Source organism: Moorena sp. SIO4A1 (genome assembly GCF_010672065.1).
GTDB lineage: Bacteria > Cyanobacteriota > Cyanobacteriia > Cyanobacteriales > Coleofasciculaceae > Moorena.
Genome location: NZ_JAAHHX010000005.1, coordinates 84,190 through 104,761 on the forward strand (window position 1 = coordinate 84,190; position 20,572 = coordinate 104,761).

20 protein-coding genes are annotated in these 20,572 nt (G+C 43.7%); 10 read left to right on the forward strand and 10 right to left on the reverse strand.

Features of this window, described 5'->3' with window-relative positions; all coding sequences use genetic code 11:
- The first annotated feature begins 61 nt into the window (after positions 1 to 61).
- From gatC to F6K53_RS05270, 4 genes are all read left to right on the forward strand, one after another.
- Complete coding sequence (gatC, locus tag F6K53_RS05255) at positions 62 to 352, forward strand: Asp-tRNA(Asn)/Glu-tRNA(Gln) amidotransferase subunit GatC (protein WP_293038553.1); 291 nt, start codon at positions 62 to 64, stop codon at positions 350 to 352.
- Positions 353 to 529: 177 nt separating this feature from the next.
- The gene (gene mnmG, locus F6K53_RS05260; protein WP_293065530.1) at positions 530 to 2,440 is read left to right on the forward strand and encodes a tRNA uridine-5-carboxymethylaminomethyl(34) synthesis enzyme MnmG; all 1,911 of its coding nucleotides are present in this window, start codon (positions 530 to 532) and stop codon (positions 2,438 to 2,440) included.
- 77 nt (positions 2,441 to 2,517) lie between these two features.
- Positions 2,518 to 3,687, forward strand: a complete 1,170-nt coding sequence (locus F6K53_RS05265; RefSeq protein WP_293065533.1) for a hypothetical protein — start codon at positions 2,518 to 2,520, stop codon at positions 3,685 to 3,687.
- 305 nt (positions 3,688 to 3,992) lie between these two features.
- Positions 3,993 to 4,580, forward strand: coding sequence for a TIGR04376 family protein (locus tag F6K53_RS05270; protein WP_293038572.1), 588 nt, complete (start codon positions 3,993 to 3,995; stop codon positions 4,578 to 4,580).
- Positions 4,581 to 4,722: 142 nt separating this feature from the next.
- On the opposite strand, the gene F6K53_RS05275 is transcribed toward F6K53_RS05270, so the two are convergent.
- Both F6K53_RS05275 and F6K53_RS05280 read right to left on the reverse strand, forming a co-directional pair.
- Positions 4,723 to 5,079 (reverse strand): hypothetical protein, encoded by a 357-nt coding sequence (locus F6K53_RS05275; protein WP_293038575.1) that lies wholly within the window; start codon positions 5,077 to 5,079, stop codon positions 4,723 to 4,725.
- Between the two features lie 96 nt (positions 5,080 to 5,175).
- Complete coding sequence (locus F6K53_RS05280) at positions 5,176 to 6,186, reverse strand: phosphoribulokinase (RefSeq protein WP_293021906.1); 1,011 nt, start codon at positions 6,184 to 6,186, stop codon at positions 5,176 to 5,178.
- A 567-nt stretch (positions 6,187 to 6,753) separates the two neighbouring features.
- Here F6K53_RS05280 and petH point away from each other — a divergent pair.
- A complete protein-coding gene (petH, locus tag F6K53_RS05285) occupies positions 6,754 to 7,938 on the forward strand; it encodes a ferredoxin--NADP reductase (protein ID WP_293065538.1) in 1,185 nt (394 codons plus the stop codon).
- 233 nt (positions 7,939 to 8,171) lie between these two features.
- Here petH and F6K53_RS05290 read toward each other — a convergent pair whose 3' ends face one another.
- Both F6K53_RS05290 and F6K53_RS05295 read right to left on the reverse strand, forming a co-directional pair.
- Positions 8,172 to 8,591, reverse strand: a complete 420-nt coding sequence (locus tag F6K53_RS05290) for a PIN domain-containing protein (protein ID WP_075899596.1) — start codon at positions 8,589 to 8,591, stop codon at positions 8,172 to 8,174.
- A 2-nt stretch (positions 8,592 to 8,593) separates the two neighbouring features.
- Complete coding sequence (locus F6K53_RS05295; protein WP_293021911.1) at positions 8,594 to 8,821, reverse strand: hypothetical protein; 228 nt, start codon at positions 8,819 to 8,821, stop codon at positions 8,594 to 8,596.
- 397 nt (positions 8,822 to 9,218) lie between these two features.
- On the opposite strand from F6K53_RS05295, the gene ftsH2 reads away from it, so the two are divergent.
- Complete coding sequence (gene ftsH2, locus F6K53_RS05300; RefSeq protein ID WP_293021913.1) at positions 9,219 to 11,105, forward strand: ATP-dependent zinc metalloprotease FtsH2; 1,887 nt, start codon at positions 9,219 to 9,221, stop codon at positions 11,103 to 11,105.
- Here the strand turns inward: ftsH2 and F6K53_RS05305 are convergent.
- The gene (locus tag F6K53_RS05305) at positions 11,100 to 11,300 is read right to left on the reverse strand and encodes a hypothetical protein (RefSeq protein WP_293065542.1); all 201 of its coding nucleotides are present in this window, start codon (positions 11,298 to 11,300) and stop codon (positions 11,100 to 11,102) included. The genes ftsH2 and F6K53_RS05305 overlap by 6 nt on opposite strands.
- A gap of 401 nt (positions 11,301 to 11,701) precedes the next feature.
- Between F6K53_RS05305 and F6K53_RS05310 the strand changes: the two genes are divergently transcribed.
- Positions 11,702 to 11,887, forward strand: coding sequence for a hypothetical protein (locus tag F6K53_RS05310; RefSeq protein WP_293080034.1), 186 nt, complete (start codon positions 11,702 to 11,704; stop codon positions 11,885 to 11,887).
- Here F6K53_RS05310 and F6K53_RS05315 read toward each other — a convergent pair.
- Complete coding sequence (locus tag F6K53_RS05315; protein WP_293065545.1) at positions 11,865 to 13,424, reverse strand: ATP-binding protein; 1,560 nt, start codon at positions 13,422 to 13,424, stop codon at positions 11,865 to 11,867. The genes F6K53_RS05310 and F6K53_RS05315 overlap by 23 nt on opposite strands.
- A gap of 726 nt (positions 13,425 to 14,150) precedes the next feature.
- Here F6K53_RS05315 and F6K53_RS05320 point away from each other — a divergent pair.
- From F6K53_RS05320 to F6K53_RS05330, 3 genes are all read left to right on the forward strand, one after another.
- On the forward strand, positions 14,151 to 15,212 hold the full coding sequence (locus F6K53_RS05320) for an ABC transporter substrate-binding protein (RefSeq protein WP_293065548.1): 1,062 nt from the start codon (positions 14,151 to 14,153) through the stop codon (positions 15,210 to 15,212).
- 161 nt (positions 15,213 to 15,373) lie between these two features.
- Positions 15,374 to 16,213, forward strand: a complete 840-nt coding sequence (locus tag F6K53_RS05325; protein WP_293065551.1) for an ABC transporter permease — start codon at positions 15,374 to 15,376, stop codon at positions 16,211 to 16,213.
- 359 nt (positions 16,214 to 16,572) lie between these two features.
- Positions 16,573 to 17,343, forward strand: coding sequence for an ABC transporter ATP-binding protein (locus tag F6K53_RS05330; protein WP_293080039.1), 771 nt, complete (start codon positions 16,573 to 16,575; stop codon positions 17,341 to 17,343).
- A gap of 9 nt (positions 17,344 to 17,352) precedes the next feature.
- On the opposite strand, the gene F6K53_RS05335 is transcribed toward F6K53_RS05330, so the two are convergent.
- The 4 genes from F6K53_RS05335 to F6K53_RS05350 all read right to left on the reverse strand — a co-directional run bounded on the left by F6K53_RS05335 (position 17,353) and on the right by F6K53_RS05350 (position 20,522).
- Positions 17,353 to 17,721 (reverse strand): hypothetical protein, encoded by a 369-nt coding sequence (locus F6K53_RS05335; protein ID WP_293080042.1) that lies wholly within the window; start codon positions 17,719 to 17,721, stop codon positions 17,353 to 17,355.
- 9 nt (positions 17,722 to 17,730) lie between these two features.
- Positions 17,731 to 18,003, reverse strand: coding sequence for a hypothetical protein (locus F6K53_RS05340; protein WP_293065560.1), 273 nt, complete (start codon positions 18,001 to 18,003; stop codon positions 17,731 to 17,733).
- 169 nt (positions 18,004 to 18,172) lie between these two features.
- Complete coding sequence (locus F6K53_RS05345; RefSeq protein ID WP_293065563.1) at positions 18,173 to 18,313, reverse strand: hypothetical protein; 141 nt, start codon at positions 18,311 to 18,313, stop codon at positions 18,173 to 18,175.
- A complete protein-coding gene (locus F6K53_RS05350; protein ID WP_364301448.1) occupies positions 18,300 to 20,522 on the reverse strand; it encodes a dynamin family protein in 2,223 nt (740 codons plus the stop codon). The genes F6K53_RS05345 and F6K53_RS05350 overlap by 14 nt, the downstream gene beginning before the upstream one ends.
- Positions 20,523 to 20,572: the final 50 nt, after the last annotated feature.

The window sequence follows — 20,572 nt, forward strand, 5'->3', positions numbered from 1 at the left end:
AGCCTTTACTGTTGAGTGTTGAGGAGTTCATTAGTAACCAAGAATATAATATAACTAAATTATGATTGACCGCGAACAAGTCCAAAAAGTTGCCAATCTTGCTCGTTTAGAACTGAAAGCAGAGGAAGAGGAGAAATTTGCAGCTCAGATGAGCAGTATTTTCGAATATTTTCAACAGCTTAGTGAATTAGATACTGAGGATGTGCCGCCGACTACACGGGCGATTGATATTAGTAATGTGACTCGACTGGATACTCTCAAACCCTATACTGACAGGGATTGTATGTTCAGGGAGGCTCCTGAGCAGGATGGTGATTTCTTCAAAGTGCCAAAAATTCTCACTGAAGGGTAACTGGGGTTGAAAGGGTTAACTAATAGTTGGTTGTTGACGGTTGAGGGTTGACGATTGAAGGCTAGTAGACAGTAAACTATCAAACCAAACCCTTAATTTTTAAATTAAACTATAAAAAATGAACCATTTTATGGTATGAAATTCCTCACCTTTGATTTCTGATCCTTCCTTAGACCCATGCATTCCCAAGTAGATTTCCAAGATGCCTTTGATGTGATTGTAGTTGGCGCGGGACACGCTGGTTGTGAAGCCGCCCTAGCTTCAGCACGGTTGGGCTGTCGTACTATCCTACTTACCCTCAACCTAGACAAAATTGCTTGGCAACCCTGTAACCCAGCAGTGGGAGCACCGGCCAAGTCTCAACTCACCCATGAGGTAGATGCTTTGGGTGGAGAAATTGGCAAAATGGCTGACCGTACCTACCTGCAAAAGCGCGTACTTAACTGTTCACGGGGACCAGCGGTTTGGGCTTTGCGAGCGCAGACGGATAAGCGAGAATATGCGGCTGTGATGAAGGAGATTGTAGAAAATCAAGAAAACTTGACTCTCCGGGAAGCCATGGTCACGGATTTGGTGCTGGGGTCTAATGATGAGGTGATAGGTGTCCAGACTTACTTCGGTGTAGCTTTGAGAGCATCGGCAGTAATCTTGACAACAGGCACTTTCCTGGGTGGACGGATCTGGGTGGGAAACAAGTCGATGTCAGCAGGACGGGCTGGGGAATTTGCGGCAATTGGCTTGACGGAAACCCTTAACCGCTTAGGCTTTGAAACGGGACGACTCAAGACGGGAACTCCCGCACGGGTAGATAAGCGATCCGTAGATTACAGCAACTTGGAACCTCAACCAGGGGATGAGAAGGTGCGCTGGTTTAGCTTTGACCCAGATGTGTGGGTGGAACGAGAGCAGATGTATTGCTATCTGACCCGCACGACTTCTGAGACTCATCGGTTGATTCGGGACAATCTTCATCTGTCCCCCATCTATGGAGGCTGGGTGGATGCTAAAGGACCCCGGTACTGCCCTAGTATTGAAGATAAAATTGTGCGCTTTGCTGATAAGGAAAGCCACCAGATTTTTATTGAACCAGAAGGACGAGATATTCCAGAACTCTATATCCAGGGATTTTCTACTGGATTACCAGAGATGTTGCAGTTGCAGCTATTGCGAACTCTTCCGGGATTAGAAAATTGTGCTATGCTACGTCCTGCTTATGCGGTTGAGTATGATTATTTACCAGCAACTCAGTGTTATCCGACACTGATGACTAAAAAAATTGAGGGATTGTTCTGCGCTGGACAAATTAATGGTACCACTGGCTACGAGGAAGCAGCAGCTCAGGGGATTGTAGCGGGAATTAATGCAGTGCGCTATGTCCGCCATCAGGAAATGGTGGTGTTTCCTAGGGAAGAAAGCTATATGGGTACATTAATTGACGATTTGTGTACCAAAGACCTGCGGGAACCTTACCGAATGCTGACTAGCCGTTCGGAGTATCGGTTACTATTGCGTTCCGATAACGCTGACCGCCGTATGACTCCTTTAGGACGGAAACTGGGTTTGATTGATGACCGTAGGTGGCAGCTTTATCAACAAAAACAGGCGAATATTACCACAGAAAAAGCCCGACTCCAGTCGGTGCGGATTAAGGCACATGATCAAATCGGAATTGCGATCGCATCCGATACCCAGCAAAAGATCAAAGGCTCGATTACCTTAGCTGAGTTACTACGTCGTCCTGGTTTCCACTATGTCAATCTAGACCAATATGGACTGGGTGACCCTAACCTGAATCAGTCGGAACGAGAAGGAGCAGAAATTGATCTAAAATATCAAGGTTATCTTAAGCGTCAGCAAAACCAAATTGACCAAGTTTCTCGGCAAGCTAATCGGCAGTTACCACCAGATTTGGATTATGCTGCTATTGAAACTCTATCCAAAGAGTCTCGTGAAAAGCTTAGCCAGGTCAAACCTATGACTATTGGTCAGGCATCAAGAGTTGGCGGGGTCAATCCAGCAGATATCAATGCGTTGCTGGTATATCTAGAGGTGCGGGAACGAAAGTTAAGTCCTGTTGTGGCTCCATAATCTTAGGGGCATCTGTTAGAGAACCCTAGATAATCTTCTCAAATAATTCATAGTCATAGTAACGAGAGATACCATCGATGTCTCAGGATGTGATTACCAAAGAAAAATCAACAGAGCGGTTGAACCCTCCCCTTCCCATTCAGCCATGGTCGGTAGATGCTGAAGCCGATAGGTTAATGGATGATTTATTTGGGGATCTGTACCAAATGATCGAGAACGGCAGCGAGTTGCCGACAGAACCCCCTGAGCCAGACTATGTCTCCTTGGAACCGATAGCAATCCAGAAAATTCCCATATCAGCGGCAATTATTCCCTTTCTGGAATCGCCACTCCCCTCAACACAGGAGTTAGCCGAAACCACATCAAGTGAGTTGCAAACGACAACGGCAGATACTAACTCTAGTATTGTCGCGGATAACTCTGGTCAGTTTTTAGACAAGCTCCTATGGGCTTTAGCCTTACTGTCCCTATCAGCAATCACAATAATGTGGCTGACTAGCCAAGGAAAGCTAACTTGGTCATGGTTGAACAACTTAGTGGCTTTAGTATCAGTTCAACAAGGCAAAGTATCAGAACCTGATGCCCAGTTTATTAACTATATGTTGCGATCGCTAGAAGTGATTGACCGCAAAGCACAAGCTATCAAAAAGACTGTGATCGCCCAATCATTACCAGACCCCACCCTTGCCAATCCTCCGGTAGCTCGTAACTCAGCAGCAACTGCACCACCAACTGCTGTCAAAGAACGTGTCTTAGAACGAGTTTATTATATTCCAATTGAAAAGCTTCCAACCCCTGATCCTGCCATAGCATCCTCAGCGCCAGTAAAACCATCCCCTCCTAGTACCCCTGAACTTACACCATCCCCATCACCAATCCCGAAACCTCCGTCAGCAACTGCTATAGAACCACCGCCACCAAATGTTCTAGAATCACCGCCACCAATTACTCTAGAATTACCGCCACCACCAACCCCAGACCCCCTGCCCACCGCTACTCTTGACCGACTCCCTGCCCCACCACCACCTCCAGCATCATCACCTGCCATCAAACATACCTTGGTGGGATTACTGGAGCTAGGAGAGCAATCTGCTGCTTTGTTTAAAATTGATGGTGTTACCCAACGGATTAAGCTGGGGGAAGCCATTGGTAATAGCGGTTGGACTCTAGTGTCTGTAGATAATCAGGAAGCAGTGATTCGACGCAATGGTGAAGTTCGTTCAATTTACGTTGGACAACATTTTTAGTTAGATGAAATACGGGTGATAAATCCCTGTATCTACTCCAAAAAAAACAGCCCTCACCCTCTGCCAAAATTAACAACAGGATGGCTCGGTTGCCAATTGCCAATGGTATTTTGTAGTGGGTTATATTATGTTTGCGATCGCATACCCGATTTGTGCGATCGCACAAAGCCCAATGGCCGGTTTCAAATTAACTATTATCAACTCACTATAGTTAGCATTCCTGTAGCTATTTCAGATAACCTGAGATATGTTGATATAACAGAGTGAAAGATATATGATCTAATAGGATCTAGGATAGTAGTGCAGTGGGACTATTTGAAGACCTGAATCGATTTCTAGAAAGTCGTCTAGAAGAATTTCTCCGCAACAATCCTCATCTAGAGCTACAGGCACTAGAGGAGCAGTTACGGGAGCAAGAAAAAGACACACTGCGACTAATTATTGACTTACAGCAACAGGAAAAGCGGTTGCAAGACCAAATTCTCGCCGTTGCCAAAGACATTCAACGTTGGCATGAGCGTATTAAAAAGGCTAAGTCCCACAACAGATTTGATTGGGCTCAAGCAGCTCAAGAGCGAGAAGCAGCTCTGTTACGTCAAGGCAATCAGCTTTGGGGCCAGATGGAAGGGGTTAAACAGCGCATTACTAAAGCCAAGGAACTCCAAGAACAGATTAAAAACCGTCGCGCTGAAGTGCAGGCTAAAGCTAGAGATACAGCAGCAGCTCGCGCAAGTGCTCAGCCGAAGGGGAACTCCCAGACATTTGCCTGGAATCAGACTACCAACAGTAACCAATACAATATTCCTTCTGGTGTAGACCCTTTAGAGCAACAGTTTCAAAGCTGGGAAATGGATGAAGAGTTGGAGCAAATGAAGCGGAATATGAACGGTTAATGTAAGCTATCAGCTATCAGCTATAGCAGCAATCTTAAATCAATTAAGAGAATGTTTGTTTCCTGTTCCCTACTCCCTGCTCCCTGCTCCCTGCTCCCTGTTCCCTGCTGACAGCTAACTGCTGAATGCTTAGATGAATTCTTCACTCATCCTTTTTTTTAAAAGGACGATTGATAATAAAAGAAATTGATTTTTGTGGGATAGGCAAGGTAGGAAATAAGGACTGCTTTGTAGGGTTTAAGTTAGCAGTATTGGTAAGGTCTTGGTCTTGGCTGTCTTGGCTTGGATTGGGATTAGATGAATCAGATGGGAAAGAAGGCTGGCGAAAAATCCAGCCTGGATGCTTGCCATAGTTAGAAGCGATCGCTAATAAGGCTCCTGCTAAGATAAACACTGGTAGTGGTAGAGTTACGTGTCTAACCCACTGGTAGATTTCCACCATCACAAAAAACACCAAAACGCTAGCTATCCAAATCTTTATAACTCTATCCGATACCATGCCAATCTTATGCTCTGATTCGGTTTGTTCCCTCTGAGGAAGCTGATGGAATTGGAGTCACGCAAACATTGTTTCCATCAGCTCCTGTAGACCATACTACACCTTGGCTGCTACTTTGGCTGGAGCGGATATCAAGGTTTCATAAGTTGACCGCATCTTCAGACCAACCAGAACCTGGAACAACCCAGAACCGTTGTTAGAGCCAGGATAATCGGTGTGCTTGAGCAATAACTCGGTCATCTCTCCATCGTACTTGGTTGAGGTATTGCTGAGGTGACTTTCGATGTAAATCATCTCGTTTAGGTTATCAAACTGACCATCTACCTCTAGTACAGAGACTTCGTTACCCATGTAGCTGTCTGGCCCATAGTACATTTTCAGACCAGGATAAGCACAGGTTAGCTTCCGACCACAAGGTCTCCAGTCGATGGTTGACCCTTCATCAAACAGATAAACTGGGTCGAAGTTTTCCACCCCTTCCTTCTGAACTAGGCGCACCCGCAGTAGATTGCTTTCCTTAGCTGCCTCTCCCTGAAGCAGCTGGGTGGGAAAGATTTGAATGACCACATCAGCGTATTGCTTCTGGACTTCAATGTAAGCTTCAAAGTCTGGACGTCTAGCTTCAATGGACGCTAGGATATCCTCATAACGATGGCCCCGTTCTGCCATATCCCGCTGGATTTTCCATTGGATTTTGACTTCATCGCTAATGTCTAGGTAAACGCCGAAGTCAACCAGCTCACGCACCCGCTCATCATAAAGAGGGTGCAGACCTTCAATGACTATGACTTTATTAGGCTCAACCCGCTCTGGTGGATCAATTTCACCGGTCTCATGGTTGTAGATAGGTTTGTCTATGACCCCACCTTCTTTGAGCGTTTTGATTTGCTCATACATCAAGTCAAAGTTATTGGCCTTAGGATTAAGGGCAGTAACTTTTTTTTCTTTGCGCTGTTTGCGATCCAGACTGTGATAGTCATCCAGACAAATCACCGTCATGAACTCCTTGCCAAATAGATCGGTCAAACGCTTCAGAAACGTTGATTTACCGCATCCTGAGTCTCCAGCAACTCCTATAACTACCACCCTCTCCAGATCTGTGGTCATATCTTCCCTCTAACGTAAAACATATTCTCAAATCAGTTTTCAGTAAGCCAAAGCCCAAGCCTGGGAGCAATCTGACACACGCTTATAGTGGTGCTTGATAACATGCCACCATAAATCCACTCGCTTAAGTACTAACCACTAGGGAAGACCAAAGCCAAGCTCTGCTTAAGTATTTACTACTAGCTGCTCATAGTGGATTCTACCAAAACCAGATTGCTTATACAAGGCTGATTGTCAGTAGCATTACCTCGCTTAGTACTTATGCTAAGGTTTGTTGGGCATTTTTTAAAGAAAAAATTAAATTGACTCAGGATTTACAGTTTTTGAGTTACTCATCATGTAGCTTGGGAGTAGTGCCTAGCAGTGCCTCTACACTAATTCTCTCCCTGATAAACCAAAACATTACTGGGCATAGCTTTACAATGTTACGCTAATAAGGCATTATTCGGGGTTATTACTAGCTAGCCGCTCACCCATCGACCGTGAGTCCGTTTGTGGTGCCAAGGCAAGTCTTAGCAATACATAGTTAGCAATACATAGTCAGTTTGGTTTGGAGCAATAGAAGCAATGTCTAGTCCTAGCGAGTCTACTAATTCCAGCACTGTTACAGAATTTGGTAGTCGCACTTACCTTTATGAGGTAGTCGGTCTTCGTCAAAATGGACCGATTCGCCAGAGTGGCACCGTTTTGTTGACGGTGCCCTATAACCGCATGAAGCAGGAAATGCAGCGGATTGCTCGCATGGGAGGGAAGATTGTCAGCATTAAACCTCTATCCAGTAGTGCTGCTAATGGGTCAGTGGCCCAAACACAACCAACCCAGTCAGAAAACACAACTAAGCCTATGACTCAAGCAAAAGCCAAAAAGGCAAAAGATGGTATCCCTGTCAATACCTATCGACCCAAAAACCCCTTCATTGGTAAGTGTATATCAAACGAACAACTAGTCCGGGAAGGGGGTATTGGTAATTGCCGTCACCTCAAATTTGACCTTTCTGGAAGTGAGCTGCGCTATCTCGAAGGTCAAAGTATTGGGATTATTCCCGATGGTACTGATGACAAAGGCAAACCCCACAAGCTTCGTCTGTACTCCATTGCTTCTACTCGTCACGGCGATGACCTGGATGATAAGACAGTATCCCTGTGTGTCAGACAGCTGCAGTACAAACATCCTGAAACTGGGGAGACCGTAAACGGTGTCTGCTCTACTTTCCTTTGCACTATGAATCCAGGGGATGATGTCAAAATCACTGGACCGGTGGGTAAGGAGATGTTGCTGCCATCAGACCCCAATGCCAATATCATCATGATGGCAACGGGAACTGGTATTGCACCATTCCGCGCTTTCCTATGGCGGATGTTTAAGGAGCAGCACGAAGATTACAAGTTCAAGGGCTTGGCTTGGCTGATCTTTGGTATTTCTACTACCCCTAACATCCTTTACAAAGATGATTTAGAAGCAATGCAGCAGAATAACCCAGATAACTTCCGCCTCACCTATGCCATTAGCCGTGAGCAGAAGAATGCTGAAGGGGGCAAGATGTATATCCAGCACAGGGTGGCGGAACATGCTGACGAGTTGTGGAAGCTGATGCAGCAACCCAACACCCATACCTACATCTGCGGATTAAAAGGTATGGAAGGTGGTATTGATGAGGCTTTGACCGCTGCAGCGGCTAAGGAGGATGTAGATTGGACTACATACCGACAGCAAATGAAGAAAGCACATCGCTGGCACGTTGAAACCTACTAGGTTACGGCTGGTATAAAGTAAATCCTCCAAAAGGAGGATTTAGATAAAACTAGCGCGTCTGTTTATTTTGGCCATAGGGCTGATTGAAACAGATGCGCTACTGTTTTTTTGAGCTTATTCTATAGGGCTGCATCGCTTTTTTACTCTTCGCTCAAAATTCTAGTAAGGGCAACCGAACCACCTTAGCCTGAATAGTCCCAATCCCATACTGCCAAGTTAAAGAAGGAACCAAATTAACCCCTGGGCTTTAACAGACGAATAAAACCAGCCTGTTCAAAATGTTGGTCTGACGTAAATGCCGTCGTTATCCCCTCCCGCTCCATAATCACAAAACTAATACAATCAGTTAATCCCCAATCCTTATCCAAACGCTGACAATAAAGCTGCCAACCCGCATCAAAAAGAGCTTGACTAACCTCAATCACTCGCAAACCTGCCAAACCCTTGAGGCGATTGAGCAAATTAATAGTCTGGGGACGAAAGCGTACAGAAGTTAAAGCATCAGCCACTTCCAAAAGCACAAAATAACTAGTTACCAAACGATAATTATCTTGCTCCAACCTCACCCTTACCTGTTTAGCAATGCGGTGAAAATCATCATCCACATTCACCAAAGCAATCCACGCCGCCGTATCCACAAAAACTGTCCTCACGACTATTCCACCCCTCGCTTCTCCCCACCGTGGGCATAATGGTCATGTTGATAAGATAAATCAGCAATTCCCGTGCTAACTTGGCTTTCTGCGATAATTTCATCAAAATCAGCCCAAAAATCCCCCTGTTTCTGCTCCAATGCCTTGAGAATCAGCGCAGCAATGCTATTTTGTTCCGACTCTGGCAACTGTCTCACCTGGGAGATGGCTTGCTCCAACAAATCTGTCATGGTTATCTGTCCCTAAACACCTTATTGAGATCATGACATCAACAAGCCTATTCCAACTGTAACTGATAACTGCTTTTCATAAAAATCTACCCCATCCTCCCTACACCTCCCACATCTCCCACCCTCCTGGGAAACACCATTACAAGCCTTGCTATCACTCCCTTGCTCACAGAATGAGAGTTATGTTAAATTTAGTTAAAATAACGTTACAATAACTTGTGTTATCACCAGTTATGTGGCAATACCCCTCATGGGTATTGACCAAAAATACAAACATACTATAAGCAAACGGTTTTAGGGTATTGAATGGATATTTGATCTTGATTTGCTTTGTAATCAGATCCTCCCTCACAGGGTGATACCAGCATTCGTTACCAATAATAGAGGCGAATAAGACATGAAATTTTCTTGGAGAATACTCCTACTCTGGACATTACCTGCCCTAGTCATTGGTTTTTTCTTTTGGCAGGGAACATTTGCCAGTACTACCGGGAATATGGGTAGTAATACCGCCAGTACTCGCATGACCTATGGCCGCTTCTTGGACTATATTGATTCCGGTAGAGTCACTAGTGTTGACCTCTATGATAGTGGTCGCACAGCGATTGTAGAAGCTGTGGATGTGGATCTTGATAACCGCTTACAGCGGCTGCGAGTAGATCTGCCCATTAGTGCGCCGGAACTGATTTCTAAGCTCAGAGAGTCTAATATTGCTCTGACTTCCCATCCCGCTCGCAATGATGGGGCAATTTGGGGACTGCTGGGGAATTTAATTTTTCCAATTCTCTTGATTGCGGGATTATTTTTCCTATTCCGTCGCTCCAGCAACATGAATGGTGGTCCTGGTCAAGCGATGAATTTCGGGAAATCCCGGGCGCGGTTCATGATGGAAGCCAAAACTGGGGTCCTGTTTGATGATGTGGCCGGTATCGAAGAAGCGAAAGAGGAACTCGAAGAAGTAGTTACCTTCCTCAAGCAACCGGAACGGTTTACCGCAGTCGGAGCACGAATACCAAAAGGGGTGCTGCTGGTCGGTCCTCCTGGAACTGGTAAAACCCTCTTAGCAAAAGCGATCGCTGGTGAAGCAGGAGTGCCTTTCTTTAGTATCTCTGGTTCCGAATTCGTGGAAATGTTCGTGGGTGTTGGTGCCTCTAGGGTTCGTGACTTGTTCAAGAAAGCTAAGGAAAATGCCCCTTGCTTGATATTTATCGATGAAATTGATGCGGTAGGACGGCAACGGGGAGCTGGAATTGGTGGTGGTAACGATGAACGGGAGCAAACCCTAAACCAATTGCTGACGGAAATGGACGGGTTTGAAGGAAACACCGGCATTATCGTGATTGCGGCTACTAACCGTGCGGATGTGCTAGATACAGCTCTGTTACGTCCCGGACGCTTTGACCGCCAGGTGATGGTAGATCCCCCAGACCTGAAAGGGCGGGTTAAGATTTTGGAAGTCCATGCTCGGGATAAAAAACTGGCTTCAGAAATTTCCATCGAAGTGATCGCAAGACGGACTCCTGGATTCACTGGTGCTGATTTATCCAACCTCCTCAATGAAGCCGCTATCCTGACTGCTCGCCGTCGCAAAGAAGCGATTACAATGCTGGAAATCAATGATGCGGTTGACCGGGTAGTGGCTGGGATGGAAGGTACTCCCCTGGTAGATAGCAAGAACAAGCGATTGATTGCTTATCATGAAATTGGTCACGCTATTATTGGTACCCTAGTCAAGGATCACGACCCCGTACAGAAAGTTACCCTGATTCCCCGAGGACAAGCTCAAGGTCTAACCTGGTTTACTCCTAGTGAAGAACAAGGTTTAATTACCAGAGCTCAGCTTTTGGCTCGGATTACTGGAGCGTTAGGGGGTCGAGCTGCCGAAGAAGAAGTATTCGGTCATGCTGAAGTCACTACTGGTGCCGGTGGTGATTTGCAGCAGTTGACTGGGATCGCACGGCAAATGGTAACTCGCTACGGCATGAGTGACTTAGGTTCTCTGTCCTTGGAAAGCCAAGAGGGAGAAGTCTTTCTCGGTGCGGGATTAATGTCTAGGGCAGAGTACTCTGAAGAGGTTGCTGCTCGGATTGATCAGCAAGTTCGTCAAATTGTAGAACATTGCCATCAAGAAGCACGAGATATCATTCGGCAGAATCGAGATGCGGTTGACCGATTGGTGGATCTGTTGATTGAGAAGGAAACTATTGATGGTGATGAGTTCCGTCAAATTGTGGCTGAGTACACGGATGTGCCTGAGAAGCCACAGTATGTACCTCAGTTATAAGGGCTTGTTGAGGGTTGAAGGTTGTTCGCGTAGCGTGGCCGAAAGGCCAAGGTTGTTCGCGTAGCGTGGCCGAAAGGCCAAGGTTGTTCGCGTAGCGTGGCCGAAAGGCCAAGGTTGAATGTTGAAGGTTGTTCGCGTAGCGTGGCCGAAAGGCCAAGGTTTAATGTTGTTCGCGTAGCGTGGCCGAAAGGCCAAGGTTTGAGGTTAGTGGACAGTAGGCAAAAGTATCACAAAGCTTGGCCATTGCCTCAAGTAATTTGCTATACTTTAACTATGAAATTAGTGCAATGACCTTGTCTCAATTCAATAAATTTCCCGAAAACCAAGGGTTTTGTAGTGAGATTGGATCTGGTTTACGCACTTTTATGATGGCGCACAGTGAGGCGAGCAATCCCTCGCCTCACTGTGCTTTGGGAGATACCCCCTGGCTGAGCAATCAGCTTGCATTGGCGGGCTAAAGTTTATCTTGGTAGACTTTGGTAGCTAAAAAGTATCGGTTACAGCAAAATTTAATCGGTAGTTGAGTGGGCATCGAACCCATACAACTACCTACTATCAATCCCCGGCTTGTTCACAAGTCGGGGATTGTTGTAATTTTGTTCATTGAATATAGCGGTTTTCTTGAGCAATCAAGTATAGCGAATTTTCTTCCCCTTGCTCCCTACTCCCTACTCCCTACTCCCTACTCCCTACTCCCTACTCCCTGTTCCCTATTCCCTTTACTAAACTATCTCACCCAATTGAAAACCGCTATATTGATTAATCCAAATATGGCAAAATGACTTGAAACTTTGTTCCCACGCCAACTTCGCTGTCCACGTTAATCTTACCCCGATGCAATTCAACACATTTTTTAGCAATAGCCAGACCTAATCCTGTTCCTTTTATAGCACCAACATTAGTGGCTCGATAGAAAGAGTCAAACACTCGTTGCTTTTCTTTTGCTGGAATACCAATCCCTGAATCCCGAATAGTTAAAATAGCTTCTTCTGGCTGACAAAATACGTCAAACTTAATGATGCCTCCTTGGGGAGAATATTTAACCGCATTAGAGAGTATATTAGTCAAAATTTGTCCAACTAGCTGTTCATCTAAATTAACTTTACTAGAATTACTATGACTAGAAAAATCAATTTTAGAGTCACTATTTAAAGTAACCTGTAAATTATTAATAATTTTTTGGCATAGTTTATCTAGATTCAAGTATTCAGGATGACAATCAAGTTCCCCTGATTCAGTTTTATCTAGGAAGATCACATTGCTCAGGAGTTGGTTCATGTGTTCAACCGCCCATCCAATTTGTTGAAAATGTTTCAGTTTTTTATCGTCTGACAGTTTCTCACTGTACTTAGCTAGCAATTCAGTAGAGGATTGAATCATCGTCAGTGGAGTACGAAACTCATGAGATATCGTACTAATAACCCGAGATTTAAGTTCACTCAGTTCTTTTTCCTGCTCTAGAGATTTGCGAATGATTTCTGAGCGACGTTCTCGTTCTTGGATATCCGCTTCCAATTTTATTTTATCTTTTTCTAAAGCTTGAGCTTTTCTAAGTTCAGTGGTGTCTTGTAGCATACCAGAAAAACCGGTAACTACACCATCAATTATCAAGCTTGACTGAATATTAATCTCCCCCCAGCTGCACTTCCCTGTTTTGGTAACATATCTTATTTCATGTTTAAAGGAATCCTTTTCACCGTTGACTAGAGACTCCCACAATTGTTGATAACGTTCCTGATCATCAGGATCAATAAATTTTAGACAATTTTTACCTAGACTTTCTTCTACAGTAAAGCCAGTGAAAGTAGTCCAGGCGGAATTGAGAAATATCCAGTGTCCAGTGGCATCGATTTGAAAAAACACTTCTTTAACACTTTCTACGACAGAACGATATTGTTTCTCCCTCTCCCGTAAGGTTTTTTCGGCTCGATTAGCTTCGATAAGACGACGGACACGCTGCCTTAGCACTGATGGTTGGATGGGTTTAGTTATATAATCCGTTGCTCCGACTTGAAATGCCCAATCAACGGAAGCTTGGTCATTAAGTCCAGTAATCATTAATACTGGTGTTGATTCATTTTTAAGTAGCTTTTGCATTTGGGAGCAACACATAAACCCATCCATCACTGGCATCATAGCATCCAGCAATACTATATCCGGTTTTAGCTCAGTATAAGCTGCCAGACACTGCTCGCCATCTCCTACATCTTCGACGTTATATCCCTCATTTTCCATAAGTTTACACAGCATTGTCCGGGTTGGGATATCATCATCTGCGACCAGGATTATAGGAGCATGGTTTTGTTCAGTATTCATCATAGTTAAGTTACTTAGTTTATACTGTTAATTTTCAATAGTTAAATTTTGTTAAAATTACGTTACATTTTTTTATTTTTTTTTAGGGATAGATAATAATTTTAATATATTTTTAATCAGATTTTTTATACTAACTTACTAACCTAAAGTACTTGTAAATACCTTGATAAAACTTGCTATAGTTGTAAACCTTAGGACAGGAATTTTGCCTGCACGAGCATGATGCTAACAGGAAAAATTTATTTGACGAATCAAATCGGATGGTAGTTTGAGAAGGTTTAAAAGTCCCCTGCTTTATCTTCCTGGATCATCTCTAGTTGCTAAAACCGTATTTTTGGGGATTTTTTTGAGCTTGTAGTCAATTAAGATCTAGCAGAAATTACTCAAAGTGTTGACTATTTACTTTTGACTGTTAACTGTTGACTAGCAATAGTCAACTTAAGCCAATGCATAGCCCTACCCAAATTCTGGTAAGGCACACACCAAATTTCTTTCCTCTGGTCTGCTTCTTCTCACTCTGCCCCTCTGACCCTAAAAAAAAAGAAGAGAGTCACTACTGCGGCTCTCTTAATCATCAGGGTGCATCTACTGATCTAAATATAACACCAATAATGAGGGGTGCAACCCCTCACCCAAAAAAAATAACAAAATGTTATTTTAGATACCGTCTTCAGGAGTTAACTGGAAACGGATGGGTTAACCCATGTAACGGATATAACGGAAGATGATATGGTTCTACAAAGACTCAAGTTGTGGTCAAGACGTCAAACTTTGCAATGGCTAATCTTCGTATCCAGCAGCGTTATCCTGGGGGCATGTACTCCCCCAAAGCAAACATCTTCTGGGAATGACTTGGGTGATTCTAAGCCCAGCCCATCGATGTCTTTGTCTCTAGGGGTGACCACTTGGATTGGTTTAACTCCTCTTTTGATTGCGCTCAAAAAAGGCTTCTTTGAGGAACTGGGGCTAAGGGTTGACCTGAAAACCTTTGGGTATAATCCCGATTATATCTCTGCCTTTTTAGCAGGAAAACTGGATGCTATTGCCCCTGTAACCTCTGAAGCAGTCTTATTGGCAACTAAGGGCAAAGACTATCGCATTGTTTTGGTAGAGGATAACTCCGTTGGTGGGGATGGCATCTTAGCCCGCAACAGTATTAGTAGCATTAAGGACTTTAAGGGCAAGAAGATTGCTGTTGAAAAAGGGGCAGTTAGCCATTTCTTTCTACTAAAAGTACTCACAGCAGTTGGGTTGAGTGAAGCTGATGTTACTTTGGTGAACGTGGATCCAGCGGGAGCAGCAGCAGCTTACCAAGTGGGAAATGTGGACATTGCTGTTACCTATGCACCATTCCTAAAACAGGCTAACTTGGCTCAACCTGATGGACGCATTATCTACGACTCGTCCCAAATACCGACAGCGATTACGGATGTTTATCTGTTTGCCACTGAGTATATCGAAGCCAACCCGGAGGCGGTGGAAGCCTTTGTCAAAGGGGTTTTCAAAGGACTAGGGTTTCTCAATCAATATCCATCGGAAGGGTTAGCGATCGCAGCGAAGGAGTTGAAAATTGAGCCGGATGCCCTAGCTGCTGATCTAAAAGGGATTAGTCTCCCAGATGCTCGTGCCAATCTGGAGATGCTAGGAAATAAGCAGAGTGATTCCTACTTACTGGAGCCCTTGATGGATGTGGCGAGGTTTTTGGCAAAGCAAGGCAAGATTGATACTATTCCTGAGATGGAGCAATTCCTGGAACCCAAATTTGTTAAAGCCGCTTTAGAAGCATTTTAGTTCATGTAGGGTGGGCAGTGCACCAGACAGATAATGAAGCTTGCAAAGCGCGTTGGTAGGCACTGCCCACCCTACGATTAATGACAATGGTGCAAGATCTCAGTCAAAGCCGCTTTAGAAACATTACACATTACCTAAATTTGCTGTCACTTAAGACCCCTGTGCCACAACCTATATCTTCTCCCCGCAAACGTTACCTACGACCATCCGTATTTTGGAGTATCCGTCAGGGCTTTCCTGGCTGGCTCAGTGTCCTGCTCACCATCATTGCCTTAGTAGTACCCCTGCTAGTTTGGATCTTCCTCAGCTATCAAGAATTAGTAGACCCAAGATTCCTGCCAAGTCCGATGGTTGTCCTGAAAGCTGGCTGGAAAATGTTGACAGAAGAGGAATTACTGACTGATATTATCGCCAGTTTCACCCGTGTGCTAGTTGGTTTTCTGTTTGCGGCAGTAGTTGGTATTCCCATTGGCATTGCCATGGGGACATTTTACAGCATGGAGAGCCTGTTTGGTACGATTGTCGGTATTGTACGCTATATGCCAGTGGCGGCGTTTATGCCCCTAATTGTTCTATGGGCAGGGTTAGGTGAAACCGCAAAGATCATAATTATTTTCTTGGGAATTGTGTTCTACAACGCGATAATGATTGCTGATGCTGTCAAGTTTATCCCTGATGAAATGCTTAATGTAGCTTACACCTTGGGGGCGAATCGGGTTGATGTATTATTTCGAGTGATTCTACCAGCAACTCTACCAAATATTATTGATACGATGCGAGTTAATGTTGCTGGTGCCTGGAATTTTCTGGTGATTGCGGAATTAATTGCTGCTGAAAATGGTTTGGGCTTCAAGATTATCTATTTTCAACGATTCCTAGAGACAGATAAAGTGCTCTTTTGTATTTTAGTGATTGGACTCATTGGGTTCATGCTGGATTTTGGGTTTAGGTTGCTTTTCCGCTTAACTGTTCCTTGGTCGGAGCAATTTGTTGAGCGTTAAAGGTTTAAGAAGGTTTAAGACGGTTGAAGGTTGAAGGTTGAAGGTTTAAGAAGGTTAAAGGTTGAAGGTTTAAGGTTTAAGGTTTAAGGTTTAATAAGGTTGACTGTTTAAGGTTTAATAAGGTTTAAGGTTTAAGGTTTAAGGTTTAAGGGTTAATAAGGTTGAAGGTTTAAGGTTTAATAAAGTTGAAGGTTTAAGGTTTAATAAAGTTGAAGGATAAGTATTCAGCTGATAGCTGATAGCTGTTCGCGTAGCGTGCGCGTAGCGCTTAAGCTGATAGCTGATAGCTGTTCGCGTAGCGTGCGCGTAGCGCTTAAGCTGATAGCTGACAAGGTTATTATGTTCAAGGTTATTTGAAAATGACCAATAATCACAATTTGCCTAAGCTACAGGTGTGCAATCTTTCCAAAAGTTTTCGGCACCGACGGGAAGAATTGGTAGTGCTAAAGGATATTAATCTCGATCTTGAAGCCAATGAATTTGTCTGTATAGTTGGACCATCTGGCTGCGGCAAATCAACCTTGCTCAACATTATCGCTGGACTAGTTCCTCCTTCCAAAGGACATGTAAAGGTAGATGGTGAGGTGGTTTTAGGTCCTGGTCGGGATCGGGGCATGGTTTTCCAGAACTATACTCTATTTCCCTGGCTAACGATTGCTGATAATATCGGTTTTGGTCTGAGGTTACAACGATTGCCTAAGGGGGAATCCCAAGAACGGATTGCTTACTATTTGGATGTAATCGGTCTCAGCCGCTTTGCTAATGCCTACCCCAAACAGCTGTCAGGGGGGATGAAACAGCGGGTTGCGATCGCACGAGCGTTGGCTAATGAACCGGAAGTGCTGTTGATGGATGAGCCCTTTGGAGCCTTAGATGCCCAAACTAAGGAGGAATTGCAGGAATTCTTCCTAGGACTTTGGCAGAAGACCCATATTACCGTTTTGATGATTACCCATGATGTGGAAGAAGCGGTGTTCTTATCCGAGGGTATCTATGTGATGGGAGCTCATCCAGGTTGTATCCGGGATAAGATTATGATTGATTTACCCGCTGTTCGTACTCTGGATACAAAGCTAACGTTGGAATTTGTGGAATTGAAACGGCAGGTAATTCATGCTTTGCGCATTTGATCATGCTTATTAATTGGAGATAGTGGCTATTTTATTAACTCTTTTATAGTCTTTATTAAGATTAGAATAGTTGTCCAATTTCTCTCCAGAAAGCCAGGTTTTGACGATATCTACGACTTCTGCTGTAGCCTCGACTGTAATGCGAGCAACAGCGTTATCCCATTCCCTTTCATCCTGCCAGTCTTCTAAATCAATTGCTATTCCATCACCATCTGTGTCAATCCAAATGTGTCTTTCTGGATAATTTAGGCTTTGGAAAGATAAGGTAGATAGACAGGCTTCAGCACGATCTGTTTCATAGGCTATTGGGATGATATCCCCAATCATTTGCCTAAGAGTTTCGGTAATATCATCCTTTGGATCAGTTCTCAAAGTCATCAGGTTACCTCATTTTTTTAATTTTTCTCTGTTATCTGTCAGTAGCTTGCGAATGTTTATCCCTGCTACTCTTCCAGCTTTAAGAGCTTCTTCAACTGTCATGGTTTTTGCTTCATCAGGAAGAACTTGGTTAATATTAGCTCTTCGGAATCTAGCAATATACTCTTGGACAGTGAGAAAGCGATTTTTGTAAAGCTGGCCAGTTATAGGTGAGTTGAGATTACCAAGTTTACATTGTTTAGCCCAATCCTCAAATTCTTTCTCTGGTTGTTCAACTGCCACTGGGCAAGGATTACTATAGAAGTATACAATATCAATTATATACCGATTCAGCTCTTCCGTAAATCAAGATGCTAAATACTGCACTAAATATAGGATAGTAGTTGTTATGGTTTTTGCTTCTATTATCGATTACCCAAGACTAATTATTACTCTTGGGTAATCGATAGTATCACGTTAAGCGATCGCATTGTAAGCGAACAGCTAATGCGCTACTTGAGGTGCCAAAAGCCAACGGCTGACCGCTGACCACTGACCGCTGACCGCTGACCGCTGATAGCTGAATGCTTACTAGAAGGTTAAGCGATCGCATTCACAAAATTCTGATAAGTGCTCTCAACCTTCTGGGATTGGGAGGCGACATCAGCCTCTAACTGTTTCAACCGAGCTAATTCTTGCTCCCGATTAATTTCATGAGATTCTTTTTGTTTCATTAAATTATCTAATTCCCCTTTGCGAGCCTTAATATCATCATCCATCCGCTCAGTTACTTCCTGCTCATACACATCAAAACATTCTTTGATAGCATCATAAATTGGTTGCCATTGCTCTTGTGCTACCTCAGGCAAATATTTAACCAACTCTTTTCTAGCTGCTTTCACCAATTCCTTACGAGCTTGATCGGCTTGCACGACTCCAACCCCTAATCCTAATAAGGCTAGACCCACTGGTCCGAGAGCAATCCCAGAAACATAGGTAATGATGCTACCAATTCCCATGACTGTGATGAAATTCAGTACAATATTTTTCCAATCGAAACCAGCTCCAGCCATGGCGACTCCTGCTAGATTACCTCTAGCTAAGGAAAATAATCCTGCTGCCCATTTTGCCCAAGCGGGAGCGTTATCTTCTGTGGTGTAGCTACTCACCGGTCTTACGGTTTGTCCGGTTAACTTTTGATTAATTTTATCCGTGACTTTAGTATAGGAAGCCCCGTAGGTTACCGCACTGCGAGATAGCTGTTCAAAGGCAGCATCCATTTCTTTTTCAGCCGTTTTACTCCACTCTGACAATTTATCATTAATATACCGTTCAAATCCCTGTCTCAACTCTGATTCAAAGGCTTCTCGTTTGCCTGTACTCAAGAAATCCATAAATCGGAGTTCAGGTTGATAGTGTAAAAAATCCGACTCAAAGGTATTGCCTAAATTTAAAACATAGGTACGAAAGGAATCTGCGATCGCTTTCGCTTTACTATCCCGAACAGTTTTAATTTCATCCTTGAATTGCTCACCAATATCCTTGAGTTTATTAAATTCTGGTTCAACGGAATTAATCCGTTCTTTTAACTCATTTAAATCTTGCTCTAGCAAGGGGATGCGACGTTCAATAGCTTCATGAACATGGTTACTACCTTGACGGGCTAAGGTTCTCGCTTGTCGTAATTCAGAAATTGCTCGTTCCTTCGTTAAAAATGTATTGAGTGCTCCCATAAACTCTGGAAACCCTGTGCCATCAAGAGACACGTCTGGATTTTTCACTCGCTTGCGCAGGGCATTAATTGCTGATATTTCAAACACTCGTTCATCATAGATATCATAGCCATCTACCTGACAATAGTCTGCCAAGTTAGCCTGAAATACTCGCCTTAGTCTATCTTCAGCTTCTTCTAATTCTTCTGTATCATCGGGGTCAATCAAACTTTCCCGAATCTGGTCCCAAGCATTAATTAGAAAGAAAACCGTTAATCCCCGGTCTTTTAGATAATTTTCTAGATAACGACGTTCCCCTAAAGTACAGGGCTGAGTTGCTCTGAGCACAAACAGGATAGCGTGACAATTATTAATATAACCGAGGGATAACTCATTGCGCGCTTCCGTATCATTTAGTCCTGGACTATCTACAATTTCAATCCCTTTTTCTAGCAACGGTAAGGGATACTCCACCACAGCATGACTAACATTCGGAAACGCTAGCTTCTTCTGTTGTTCAAGTCGCTTCGCTTCAGCTGGATCGATGGTATAGCGATGCTTAAAGGATTTAAAATCAATTTCTTCTGGTGGTGTATCATCATTAAAGTACACTGTCACCTTCTTTTGAGCACCATAGCGTAAAACTGTCAATAAAGCTGTGCAAGGATTGACATCACTGGGCAGTAAATTCTCACCAATTAAAGCATTGAGAAATGTACTTTTTCCCCGCTTCATATCCCCTAACACTAGTAGTCGGAATCGCCCCTGCTGTAAATTTTTACTAGCTTTAGAGATATCTTCAATATCTCTATCCAAGCCTAATTTACCAGAATTTTGCTCCCCTGCGGATTCCGATTGTTCCAGTATATTACTGATTTGATTTAAATAACCAGCTATTTCACCACGCACCGTGGCAACTCGATCGAGATCATTGAGAAAATTTGTGGTTTCGATTTTAGTACTCATAGTTCTAGTATTTCTATTTGAGATGTAAAGATAGGGTTGATAGACAAAGGGAACAGGGAACAGGGAACAGGGAACAGGGAACAGGGAACAGGGAACAGTAGTCAAGAGATGCGAGTAGTTTTTGGTGTTATGCTCAATTAGCATTCGTTTTTTATAAATGCTATAGTTTGATCTTAGCTAATTAATGGTTTCAA